Genomic DNA, 12,934 nt, shown 5'->3' with positions numbered 1-12,934 from the left:
AACTATTGGTATTTAGGCTTTGATCGGGCATAATAACGGCTTAAATTTGACAGAAAATAATAGGATTAAACATGGAAAACACACAAAACGATCAACCTAACTTTGTTGTTCAAAAAATTTACACAAAAGACATTTCATTTGAAGCGCCAAGTACGCCTGACGTTTTTAAAGCACAATGGCAGCCTGAAGCTAATGTTAACGTCGATACAACGTCATCAAAGCTTGATAATGATGTATATGAAGTTGAATTAAGCTTAACTGTCACCGTTAAAAATAATGACAACAATGCTTATTTAATCGAAGTTTCACAAGCAGGCATTTTCACATTACAAAATATGCCAGAAGATCAAATTGCACCAATGCTAGGTGCTTTCTGCCCAACCACACTATTCCCATATGCCAAAGAAACCATTGATAGCCTAATTAATCGTGGTGGATTCCCACAGATTAATCTAGCACCAATTAACTTTGATGCACTTTATATGCAAAGACTTGCACAACAGCAATCAGGTGAGCAAACACAGCACTAATACGCTTGTGCTTGCTATGCAACATATCACTCGTGAAGCCTTACGTCGACAACGGCAAGCAATTCCTAAGACAAAAAAAGCAGCATATGCTAAAGCGCTTCACAGGAATTTTTTTGACTATTACGAATATTTATTAACGTCAAGTCCGAAAAAAATAGCCAGCTACTATGCATCTGCTGAGGAAATCTCACCACGATGGGTTGATGGAATATTAGGTAAAACTCATGAGCTTTACTATCCCGCATTACATCCATTTAAAAAGCGTCAACTTTTTTTTGCGAAGCGAACAAAGAACAAACGACTGAACAAATATTACCTAAAAGAGCCATTATTTATCGCTGAAAATATTTTAGCACCATGGGAGCTTGATCTGATTATCGTGCCATTGGTTGGGTTTGACTCACATAAAAATCGCATTGGCATGGGTGGTGGATTTTATGATAGCTCATTAGCATTATGCAAAGCTTTTAATAATACTGAGTTTGTTGGCATTGCTTTTGATGAACAACAATTTGACGAATTTGAACATAAGCCCATTGCAATGAATGATTGGGATATTAAAATGCATACCATTATCACACCAACGCGCATTATTCGCTGATTATATGAATACACTATATAAAGAGATCATTCACAAGCTTGAAAAAGCGTTCTCGCCCTCTACATTAGAGCTTATTGACGAAACGCATAAACACCAAAAACACAAACAGTTTCAAGCAGGGAAATCGCATTTTAAATTACGCATTGCCAGTGAACAGCTTACTTCACTTAGCACATTAAAGGCACATCAAGCAATCTATGCTTGTTTAGGTGAGCTCATGCAAACCCAAATTCATGCCCTATCAATTGAGATTGATAAAAGCTAAATGAATGGTTTACGAGTAATATGACTTATTGGCTAAGACTAAATATTCACCCACAAGTGCTCACCATACCCTGAGCATAAATCGAAGCGATGCACTGAGAATCAGTCGAAGTGGATACGCTTAGGAAAATCACACTTCATGGAGGCTTCGACTTACGCTCAGCCAACGTTTACGCAATCAAAGTGGGCGGGCATATGGTCATAGCCGGCTTATTTTTTACGAAAATATGCATGAGACAATTTAAACACTACCGGACTCAACAATAACAAAGCGATCAAGTTAGGTAGCGCCATTTAAGCCTTATTGACTATACCCATCGTAAATCATTTTGCGGTGTTTAGTTGCAAAGCAGTTTGTGAGGGTTTTGACAAGTTGGGTTGCAGGTAATAGCTAGGACTATTGCCAAAACTCAACTTGGTAAAAACGTGGGAAATGCAAAGCAAGAAATTCTGTAAAATGGTTTGCGGTGGGTATATAGCAATAAAACATGTGTTTGCATTACAATATTGTGCATGATTTGTAAATAACACTTAACTTTATGCTTACAGATAGTCATTGCCACCTTGATTTCCCTTGTTTTGATCGCATGCGCAACAATCTTTTAGATCATTGTGTTGAGCAAAATATTACTCACTTCATTAATCCGACTGTAGCGTTTAGTAACTGGCAAAGAGTAATTGATTTAAGTTTACAATATCCATCAATCACCCCAGCATTGGGCTTACATCCATGTTATGTTGAAAAACATCAGAACGAACACCTTGAAACGCTCAAACCTTGGCTTCTAGCGCACCATATTCCACTGGTTGGTGAGATTGGTTTAGATAAGCGCTTTATTGATAGTTTTGATCGGCAAATATTCTTCTTTAATGAACAACTAGCTATTGCTCAAGACTTACAAAAGCCGGTGATTATTCACAGTGTTAAAGCACATAATGAAGTGATTGCCACATTAAACGATCATGATTTTAAGCATGGTGGCATTATTCATGCATTCTCAGGTAGCTTCAATATTGCTAAAGCCTACTGTGATCTTGGTTTTAAACTCGGTGTTGGCAGTATTCTGCATTACCCTAATAGCAAATTACCCAATGTTTTAAAACGCATTGGCATTGAAAATATCTTACTTGAAACCGACTCGCCTGATATGCCTATCCCAAATAGTGTTAACGAAATAAACACACCATTATCTCTACTGCAAACCCGTGATCTGCTTATTGACATTTTTAAACTATCAAAAGACGATATACATCAAGCCCTAGCACAAAATTCGAGAATATTTAGAATACAACGTCACTGATCAACCTCAATATTTTGCTGTTTTTATCTGTCAAACACCAATAATCCACTACAGTGACACCAAGCTTTGTGATATATTGCCACCCAATGTTTTGATCAAAACGAACAATAGATATGGCTGAACAACTGGATAATAATGAGTTAGATAAAGTAAAACTTTTATGGAAAAAATATGGCTCGAAGCTAGTGACACTAATTTGCGTTATTTTAATAATAATCGTCGCTTGGCAATATTGGCAAAAAAGAAAGCTTGAAAACAATGTTCAAGCGGCTGAGCTTTACCAAAAGTTAGCCCTTATTGCCGATAATGCATCAAGCAATTCAGAAGCGATTTTAAACCAAGCGCAAAACCTTATAAACCTTTATCCTGAATCAGTTTATGCGGACTTTGCGCGTTTAGAAATCGCCAAACAATCCGTTTTAAAAAATCAATTAGACCAAGCAGCCGCAAGCCTTAAGCAGGTTGCTGATAGTAGTGTTAATCCAAATCTGCAAGCCATTGCCAAACTTCGTCTTGCTCGCGTTGAATTAGCGCAAAACAAAATAACTGATGCCATTGCCACACTTAATAGCATCACATTGGCAGGCTTTAGTCTTTCAAGCAACATGCTATTGGGTGATGCTTATTTCGCCAATAAAGACTATGCCAAGGCCAAAACATATTGGCAAAGCGCCCTATCTGAAGCTGACAAGCCAGAGTTAGCAAATATTAAAAGCTTATTACAAATGAAAATCGATAATCTTGCTGCATTAAGCAAATGAAGCAAATGATAACGGATAAACATATGACAAAATTAACAATCAAAAATACCAAGAAAATTATGCTAAGCACGGCATTGATTGCTGTATTTGGTGGCGCTTTAGTCGCTTGTGGCAACAAAAGTAATGACACGCCACCTAAACCACTTGTTGAGTTTAAATCAAACTTAGATGCTAAGTATGTCTGGGATACCAACATTGGCAATGGCAATGATGGACAAATCGATTTGACGTTAACGCCTGCTATTGAAAACGGTGTGATTTATACGTCAAGCTATGATGGTTATATTTCAGCGGTAAATGCAACAACAGGCAAACGCCTATGGTCAACCGACACCAAGCTTCAGTTAAGCTCTGCTGTTGCTGTTAGTGGCAATATTGTTGTTGCCGGTAGCTTACGTGGCACATTAGTGGCAGTTGATACTAGCTCTGGCAAAGTACTGTGGCAAAGCGCATTACCGAGCAGCTTATTTTCAGCGCCCACTATTGTTGACAATGTCATCTACACACAAACACATGACGGCAGTATCTCAGCATATAACCTCAAAGACGGTAAGCAAATATGGACTCAAAGCATTGCCACGCCTGATTTAATGTTAATTGGTAATAGTTCGCCTATCGTATACCAAGGTTTGGTAATTGTTGGCACTTCATCTGGTAGCTTATGGGGCTTAAAAACAGCCTCGGGTGAAAAACAATGGGATAACCCGATTGCTTTACCACAATCAGGATCACCTGCGCAACAGATGGTTGATATTACTGCCACACCACTTATTCATAATGACACGCTTTATGTAGCAACATTCCAAGGCAACTTGATTAGTTTCAATACAAAACTAGGTAGCATGAACTGGCAGAAAAAAGCGTCTGTTTATCGCAATATAGCATTAGGGCAAAAGGCGATTTTCACCACTGACACTAAAGGTGATGTTACAGCTTATAATCTCAAAACAGGTGATAAGCTCTGGCAAGCTACTGAGCTTGAAGGGCGTAAACCATCAGCACCTTTATATATTAATGGCATGATTGCCGTGGGCGATTACGAAGGCTATGTACACATTTTCAATGCCGAAACTGGTAAATATCTCACTCGTGTTGAAATTGGCGGTGATGGTATTAATGCAACACCTATCGCTGCGGGCAAATCGATTATTGTCCAAACCAACCGTGGCACACTTGCTGCTATCCAATTATAAAAACACATTGTAAATGTCTAGCGCTAACACTTCACAGAAAATTGCGGCATTTATTGCCCCTTCTTTGTTTATTCTGGTGCTGATGATTTCAGTGGGTCCTTTTGGTGACACGATCTATGCACCCTCTTTGCCTAGTATTGCTCGAGCTTTTAATACCCCTTATCATAATGTCCAATTAACCATTACCTTTTATCTATTGGGTTACTCTATCAGTCAGATATTGTATGGTCCTTTTTCTGATCGATTTGGACGTAAACCAATTATGATTATCGGTGCGGTTATTTTTCTAATTGGTTCGATTGTTTGCTTGATTAGCCCTAATATCACCATCCTGATTTTTGCACGTTTTTTACAAGGCTTTGGCGCATGTGCAGGGGCAGTTATCTCTAGTGCCGCAGTACGCGATGCCTTTTCGCTAAAGGATCAAGGCAAAGTTTTTGCTAAGATGAATGCAGCTTTTGCCATAGCTCCTGGAGCTGGTGCGATTGTTGGCACCTTTATCTCATGGCAAACGAACTTTATCGTGCTATTGATATTAGCAATTGTTTTACTTATTTCGGTTATTTTTCTCTTTCCTGAGACACTGCGCCAAAAGAACTATGGTGCAACACGTCCCAAGAAATTGCTTACTAACTATTTCAAGCTATATCAAGCGCGCGGCTACTTTGTTTATCTATGCTTATTGGGGCTTAATATCGGCATGGTTTATGCCTGCTTGGTGGAAGCGCCAGGCATTGTCATCAACATACTACATTTAGACAAAATCTGGTTTATCGTCATTGCTGCAGGGATTGTACTGGCGTTTATGATTGGTTCGGTATTATGCACTTATTTGGTACATAAGATCAGTCAAAATGGGATTTTACTGATTGGTATGCTGATAAGCCTTTTAGGTGCAATTATGCTCTTGTGTTTTATGTCACTAAACATTGTGCATTTATATAGCTTATTAACACCTGTTATCATTCTTTTTACTGGGATATCATTTGTGATTCCAATCGCTACCGCAAAGGCACTTGCTCCTTTTACCCTAACCGCAGGCTCTGCTTCTGCAATGATGGGCTTTTTTCAAATGGGTGCGGCATCACTTATCACCGCAATTGTGACGGTATTACCCTTTAGCGATACACTGTCAATGCCGATTGCTTTCACCTTTCTATCTAGCTTAAGTATTGTGATTTTGATCATTTATATGCTTTGGCTAAGGCAGGCTGAACCAAAAAACTAGCGTGGTAGACGCTCAACAATGACAAAACAAATCAAAGCCAAAACAACTCCAACCATGCCCGTTACACCAAGCTCATAAACCGTATCCAAAATATGCCAAGCGCCTAGTGCAGTAAATACAAATCCGCCAATAATTTGAATGAAGCTAAATATCGCGATTGATGTGCCTTTATACTCTGGATAAACCGATGTAGCAATTGCCATCATATTGGGGTAAACCCACAGATAGACAAGCCAAAAAGCCGATAAGCAAATAATATCTGTAATATAGGTACTGGTATTGGATGATAACGTCACACCCACCATACTGATAAACATAACAATCAATGCCGCTTTTACCAACGTCATCATCGCGCACTTCTTAAGAAGCATACCATTTAACCATGCACCAATCAGCATGCATAATATAACCAGCGCAACAACCCAACCAAAAGCAGCAACTGGCATATTGTATTCTTGAACAAAAATATAAGGATAGGTTAAAAGCACACTTGCAACGACACCATACACAAAAAACATCACTAAAGTCGCACATAAAAAACGTAGATTAAACATAATTTTTAGTACTTGAGCGATATTTATTTTTATATGTGAAGTATTTGATTTAATGGTGTTTCTACCAACAATCAAACCAAAACCTACGATTAATGCAATCATCAAAGCATACCAAAACATAAAACTAACGACACTATGCCATCCCTGATATTGCATTAAGTAACCCGAGATCACTGGAGAAATTGACACGGTAAATACTGAAAAAGCAATCAATAAGGCATAGATTTTTGAGAAAGCCTTGCCCTGAAAAGAATCAGCGACAATGACACGCGCTAAAACCGCAGCCATACCAGAACCTATACCTTGTAAAACACGTCCAACGAGCATCCATTCTATCGTATGTTCAACATGGCACACTGCACTGCCTAGCATGGTAATCAGCAAGCCTAAAATTAAGATGCGTACACGTCCAAAACGATCAGATAACACCCCTGAAATAAGTTGTGAAATCGCACTACCCAACAGAAATAGTGCCACCGTATACTGTACCATTTCTCTTGAGGTATTTAATGCTTTATCCAAAAATGGCAACACCGGCAAATAAATATCCATCATCGCTTGCGGATAGGCTAAGACAAATCCTGCAGCAATAAATAGAATGATTAATATTAGTTTGCTGGGTCTGGTGACTATTGACGGTTTCTTTATTTCCATGGTCTTTTAGTATCCATTTTTTGTCATTATATTGTCAGACATTAGTATAGATTAAATTTCAAAAAAAGCAGCTTTCTTTTTCAACTTTCTAACGTTAAATCTCAATGGGTGAAGCCCTTCTATTAATTGATTTAGTACTGAAGCTTGATGCCCATTAACCATTAACTGACTTAATAGTTTAGCGCCATATATCATTGAACATAATCCTTTTGAGCCGAAGCCTGTTAATAAGTAAAGTCCTGATAGATACTCTGCTTGAGGCATCGCCTTTAAAACAACGCCCTTTTGTAAACGTTGATAATACTGCTCAATAAAATTGACGTTATCAGCAACTGCGCCAACCATCGGCACATGATCAGACGTTACACATCGTAGGGATACGCGTTGTGCGCTAATTTGCGCATTTGTTTGACTACCAATGATATTGTTTATTTGCATTAAATTAATATGATCATCACTATTGCGCACTTCAGCAATTAAATCATCGTTATCACGAAATGTAGCGCCTAGTAGTTGCTTGCCATCAACACTTGGCAAAATATAACCTTTATCCATCAGGATTGTTTTATTATTTAATACCTTTTGCACTTGGGTGATTTGTCCGTATGAAGGATAAATCTCTATATGTTTAAATGCCTCAAGATCTTTTATAAGCGAAGCGTTACCCGCAAAAACCACCACATCATATGCTAATATTTTTTGATTATTTTTGTTATCAGTGAAGCTCAACTGCCAAGTATTACCTAATCTAATAAACGCATCTAAACGATGCAATAAAAACAAATTCACACTTTTGCTATTTTTTCTATTTTTGCTATTACGAATAAGACTCTGACATAACGAATAAGGATTAACCATCATTGCCGTTGGATAATAAGCGCAAGTTGATGAAACATCACAGCCTGCTATTTTCGAGGCTGTTTCTCTATCCACGATTTGTAACAAATCCTCAAGAGAGGCGCGCTTTTTGATAATATTGTCAAAACGTTGTCGTGTTTTATTATCACTCAATAACTCCAAAGCACCACATTCATTAAAATCAATCTCGCTTTTATGTTTAAGAATGTAATCTCTGGTATGCACAAACCCTTGAGTATGAAAGCTATCAGAGATATTACCATCAGCAGTCATGTAAGGCTTCAGTATGCCATAAGGGTTGCCAGATGCACCCTGGGCAATATCATCACATTGATCAAATAAATCCACCTCAAAACCCATTTGACTTAGTTCATAGGTTAACGCGCATCCTGCCATACCAGCACCGATAATTGCAATTTTATGAGTTTTGTTAAGAGTCCATTGCGGCTTGGCAAAATACGGTTTAATTTTAGTTTTTGCTAATTTTTGTGTGTCTTTAACAACAGCACAAATCATTTCACGTTTATGGCCAAAGCCTTTTTGTTTTCTGATTTCAAAACCTTGAGTCTCCAATGCACGCTTCACAAAACCCGCTGCGGTGAAGGTTGATAAAGTCGTCTGCCCATAACTTAAACGATAGATCTCTTTAAATAAATCATCCGACCACATATCAGGGTTTTTAGTCGGCGCAAAACCATCTAAAAACCAAGCGTCAATACTAAGATCAATTGCTGCTAACATCTTAGCTGCATCATCAACCAATAGAGTTAAATGAACATTTTCTGAAATATTTAGAGATGTTGAGCCACTGTAAAAACTCGTTGGATAAACCTGAAGTAATTGATCAGCTTGAGGTTTGATCTCGTGCCATATCGATAATGCTTTCTCTAAATCACTATAAGTTAATGGATATTTCTCACAACTGATAAAGCTTAATTTAGCAGTTCCCGGTGCGTATTGCGCCCAAAGCTTTAAGGTTGCTAAAAAGTTTAATCCCGTACCAAAACCCGTTTCAGCAATCACAAAATGCGTATCTTGATCAAGCTTTTCAAACCGTTTTTGTAGTTGATTACCTGCTAAAAACACATATTCACTCTCGGCAAGTCCATTGTGCCTTGAGAAATAAACATCAGCAAACTCATCCGAAAATGGCTCTCCTGTGTCTTGCCATTTAAGTTTTGCATATTGCAATTTATCGATCCTTGACAGCCATCGTTAAACGATTGATCGATATCAAACGACCCTTTTCATCAATAATTTCAATTGCCCATACATGGGTTGTCCGTCCAATATGATGTGCATAGGCTTTAGCCGTTAGCACACCTTCTGTTGCCGGACGAATATGATTAGTATTAATATCCAATCCAACACAATACTGCTTTGTCAGATCAACGGCATAATTCGCAGCAGTACTACCGACGGTTTCAGCAATACCACAAGAAACCCCGCCATTCATAATCCCTAAGGGTTGCTTGTGTTTTTTCTGCAAAGGCATTTCTGCCAATAAATAATCATCACCAATTTCCGTAAAACGAATACCTAAAGTATCAGAGAATAAATCAGCTCCGCGCTCATTCATTTGTTCTAGTGTTACGGGTGTTTTCCAAATGCTCATGTTTTTCTCCAACGTTTAGTTTCTAATTTTCAAAAGTCTATAGTCGCTTATACAATGTACGGGTACATTTACTATCGATATTTATCGATGGGGTTACCATCACCATCTTTCCATAAAGTCCAACCATTTGAAGACTTAAACCCGATGTTGTAAGCCGCCGTAGATGGTGAATACCACTCCTCGTCATCCAATTTTATTTTACCTCTTCCTTTGTCAAATATAGCTTCAACCCTAACTCTTTCTCGATTGCGAGGCTTGCTATTAACATAGACCGTTATTAACTGATCGTTTTTATTGTCCTTTATATCAATTGGTTCTCTTGGATTTTTGGTCATTTCTTTGTTCGTTTTTACGTCAGCATCCAGCGTATTAATTTCCTGCAAAATATCAAATAACTTTTTAAAATGCATAAAATCATCTTTTTGAAATGATTTACTCATTTGGCTAAGGTTTCTTTTAGCATTGTTTGTTACATTTTTAGATATTGCATCAATAGAGAAACCTTCATATTTTTGCTCATTTACAGCTTTGATATAAGCTTCTTTATATCTGTCACAATCAAACATGTTTTCAATGGTAAAATCATCATGATTATATCCTGATTTTTTGGGCAATAATAAACCAATAAAGTTATTAGAAGCTCCTTTATCAACTCCATTTGGGTTCAAAGTAGCATAATCACTTTTATCAACCTTCTTATATTTTTTCTTAGTAAAATTACTCCTTCCAGCTTCGTCATTATCAAAGATGGCTATATATTTTTTATTATTTATCTTGGCTTCTCTTAGTCCAATAAGCATAGGTGTTAAATTAGACTCTCCACCAATGTCAAATACATCAAAGTCTAATCCTTGATAGTCATTTTTATAATACTGCCAAGCATTTAAAATATGCTCCTTATCATGCTTCCCCTCAACCAACAAAATCATCTTTTTTTCACTCGATAAAAAAACAGTTTGCTGCTGAGCGCTCCAAAACTCACCAACCAAATAATCGATGTCTTTTACCATTGATGAATTAATAGTTTTACCATTTTTTAATATATGCAAAGATTGGTCGCAATTACCCATGCTTTTAATGCATTGCGTTAACGTCGGGGAATGTGTTGTTAATATAATTTGACGGTTGTGCTTGTATTTATCAATTAATTCAATCAGCTGTTGCTTTCTGTCTAAATGAATATGTGCATCAGGCTCATCAAGTAAAAATAAGCTATCTTCTTGCGCTGCAAACTCAAAGGCTGCTTTCAATAGCAACAGCTTCTTTTCTCCCTCACTTAAATCATTTAATGTAAGATTATCGGCATTAAAAACTATCTGTATATCCGCAATCATATTTGATATCAGCGCATTATAGAGGTAATTATAAATATCTATTTCATTGTAATACTCTTTTAGTAATGCTTTGAGTTCCTCTAAACTATATTGCTCTTTGTAATCAATGAGATCAATAAAGGCCTTTGTTGTGCTGTAATCAAAGGTTTTATACCTTTTATTATTAAAAGAAAATTTAATTTGATTGACGTGCTTTATCCCTAAAACGTCATGAATAAAACCCTGATTATCATTTGATAATAGTAATGACAATAATGAGATGCCCCAATGCTCTTTATTTAGCATTAACATATCCAAAGCGTTACTAATAACCCCGTTTTTTATGTTATTCTTAAAACCTCTAAATACTTGCTGATAACAACCCTCATTCAATCTTTCCTCTTCACCACTATAAATAGATATAATTTTTTTGGGCAACGAACTGATATCGTGAAGATTCGAATCTATATCTTCACCCTTCTTTTTAATCCGAAATTTATTGCTATCAAACTCATACTCCACAACAAAATCAAACGCTATTTTTTTGGCTTTTTGCTTGAAGCTGTTAATACCACTGATATAAAAATCTTTAAAGATATAGCTAAGTGCTTCTAATATATTGCTTTTGCCACTACCATTTAAGCCAATAAACGTTAAGATGCCTTGATCATTACTAATATCAATATCTACATTTTTATAGCCTTTAATTTTAAGTCTAGTGAGTATCATTTGTAAAAATCTCCGCTTCAAAATCCTTTATGGCAGATTCTCTATAATCTTGTGCTTGTTGTTTTAATCTTTGAATGTATGCTTTTACATTTCTAATACGGTGAGCAATATGTTTTTGTGTTTTAAGAGATGGCAATGGTATTTCATAATTTGCAATCATGCCTGCATTTAAGTTTGGCTGAGCGCTACCAAAAGCCATAGACTTTAAGTCTTTTTTCCGTAGCTGCAAATAAAACCATAAATAATCATCATATATTAACTCACTCTTTACATTATAAATTACCGCACATGCTTGATTAGTGGTTGCTTCGACACCTAATTTTGCTGTTTTTCCAATAGTAGCACCGTACATAGCTATAACTATACTACCTATTGGATATAATTTAGCACTACTATTTTCTAACCCTAAGCTTGTTATATTTTCCTCAGTAGAAAACACTACTTGCTCCATTAACTCTCCAGTTTTTACCCATGGGATTTCACCATTATAATACTCACTCTTACTTCTGCTAGGGGTGCCTCCACTACTAATATCACAAATTTCCTTCAATTTTATAAGTTCATATTTATTGCATAGAGTCTTGTTATTTAATATTTGACTGCTCCAATCACCATTAAAGTTTTGATACTTTACAAATGTAAGCAAATTTTTTCTAAGACTTTCTTTTTTCGGCTTGAATATTCCTAATTTAACATATAGATAGTTTTCTATTTTTTTTTCTAAGTTGCTTGCTCTACTGTCTAATCGCTTAGCTAATTCTAATTTATCATTATAAGACTGCACCATTACCCTCTGTAGTTTCAGTGGTGGCAATGGTATTTTTTGATTCAAAAAGAGATCAATATCAACCCTTTGCCTATTAGTGGTTCCACTGCTACAACTTTTTATAAAATTAACAAATTGAGTTGTTGTCGTCACTAATACTAAAAAATTAGAATCAATCAATGACATAACATCAAACACAGGAAAATCACTAGTAACAATAGCATTCTGAAGTTCTTTAGTAACTAGTCCAAAAGCACCATTTCTTGCATCTATTTTTGATAATAAAAACTGACCTTCACTAACTATAAATTGTTTTTTAGTACCTATATTTTTCCCCAGATCTTTATCTCTCAAGAAAACGCCACCATTATTTAATTTTATAGTAACTCTTTTATATATTTTATCATCTTTAATTATTTCTACGGTTTTATTCCTTGTAAGCAACTGCCGTATCTTTACTAACTTAAAATCATTATTATAAACAGCATGTTCACCTAAAAGATATTTAACACTCCAGTTTTGCAAATTCGTTAAATCAATAAAGTTTAATAATTGATTACTTATCAT

12 protein-coding genes are annotated in these 12,934 nt (G+C 36.3%); 7 read left to right on the top strand and 5 right to left on the bottom strand.

The window, feature by feature from the left end:
* The first annotated feature begins 71 nt into the window (after positions 1 to 71).
* The 7 genes from secB to ACZ5V8_RS04920 all read left to right on the top strand — a co-directional run bounded on the left by secB (position 72) and on the right by ACZ5V8_RS04920 (position 5,878).
* Entirely contained in the window at positions 72 to 530 is a 459-nt protein-coding gene (gene secB / locus ACZ5V8_RS04950; protein ID WP_440615487.1) for a protein-export chaperone SecB, read from the top strand.
* On the top strand, positions 511 to 1,131 hold the full coding sequence (locus tag ACZ5V8_RS04945; protein ID WP_464218595.1) for a 5-formyltetrahydrofolate cyclo-ligase: 621 nt from the start codon (positions 511 to 513) through the stop codon (positions 1,129 to 1,131). The genes secB and ACZ5V8_RS04945 overlap by 20 nt, the downstream gene beginning before the upstream one ends.
* Before the next feature lie 4 nt (positions 1,132 to 1,135).
* Complete coding sequence (locus ACZ5V8_RS04940; protein WP_440615489.1) at positions 1,136 to 1,396, top strand: BolA family protein; 261 nt, start codon at positions 1,136 to 1,138, stop codon at positions 1,394 to 1,396.
* A gap of 538 nt (positions 1,397 to 1,934) precedes the next feature.
* Complete coding sequence (locus tag ACZ5V8_RS04935) at positions 1,935 to 2,696, top strand: TatD family hydrolase (protein ID WP_464218594.1); 762 nt, start codon at positions 1,935 to 1,937, stop codon at positions 2,694 to 2,696.
* Positions 2,697 to 2,809: 113 nt separating this feature from the next.
* Positions 2,810 to 3,457 carry a YfgM family protein gene (locus ACZ5V8_RS04930; protein ID WP_464218593.1) on the top strand — a complete coding sequence of 216 codons (648 nt, stop codon included), beginning with the start codon at positions 2,810 to 2,812 and terminating at the stop codon, positions 3,455 to 3,457.
* Positions 3,458 to 3,480: 23 nt separating this feature from the next.
* A complete protein-coding gene (gene bamB / locus ACZ5V8_RS04925) occupies positions 3,481 to 4,650 on the top strand; it encodes an outer membrane protein assembly factor BamB (protein ID WP_464218592.1) in 1,170 nt (389 codons plus the stop codon).
* Between the two features lie 13 nt (positions 4,651 to 4,663).
* A complete protein-coding gene (locus ACZ5V8_RS04920; RefSeq protein ID WP_440615493.1) occupies positions 4,664 to 5,878 on the top strand; it encodes a multidrug effflux MFS transporter in 1,215 nt (404 codons plus the stop codon).
* Here the strand turns inward: ACZ5V8_RS04920 and ACZ5V8_RS04915 are convergent.
* The 5 genes from ACZ5V8_RS04915 to ACZ5V8_RS04895 form a co-directional block, all read right to left on the bottom strand.
* Entirely contained in the window at positions 5,875 to 7,086 is a 1,212-nt protein-coding gene (locus ACZ5V8_RS04915) for an MFS transporter (RefSeq protein ID WP_464218591.1), read from the bottom strand. The genes ACZ5V8_RS04920 and ACZ5V8_RS04915 overlap by 4 nt on opposite strands.
* A 51-nt stretch (positions 7,087 to 7,137) precedes the next feature.
* Positions 7,138 to 9,135 carry a bifunctional tRNA (5-methylaminomethyl-2-thiouridine)(34)-methyltransferase MnmC2/FAD-dependent 5-carboxymethylaminomethyl-2-thiouridine(34) oxidoreductase MnmC1 gene (mnmC, locus tag ACZ5V8_RS04910; RefSeq protein WP_464218590.1) on the bottom strand — a complete coding sequence of 666 codons (1,998 nt, stop codon included), beginning with the start codon at positions 9,133 to 9,135 and terminating at the stop codon, positions 7,138 to 7,140.
* Between the two features lies 1 nt (position 9,136).
* Positions 9,137 to 9,559, bottom strand: a complete 423-nt coding sequence (locus ACZ5V8_RS04905) for a PaaI family thioesterase (RefSeq protein ID WP_464218589.1) — start codon at positions 9,557 to 9,559, stop codon at positions 9,137 to 9,139.
* Between the two features lie 71 nt (positions 9,560 to 9,630).
* Positions 9,631 to 11,601, bottom strand: coding sequence for an AAA family ATPase (locus ACZ5V8_RS04900; RefSeq protein WP_464218588.1), 1,971 nt, complete (start codon positions 11,599 to 11,601; stop codon positions 9,631 to 9,633).
* Positions 11,588 to 12,934, bottom strand: coding sequence for a restriction endonuclease subunit S (locus ACZ5V8_RS04895; RefSeq protein ID WP_464218587.1), 1,347 nt, complete (start codon positions 12,932 to 12,934; stop codon positions 11,588 to 11,590). The genes ACZ5V8_RS04900 and ACZ5V8_RS04895 overlap by 14 nt, the downstream gene beginning before the upstream one ends.

Source organism: Cysteiniphilum sp. GTC20157, from assembly GCF_055396795.1.
This window is presented reverse-complemented; position numbering and strand designations above follow the sequence as displayed.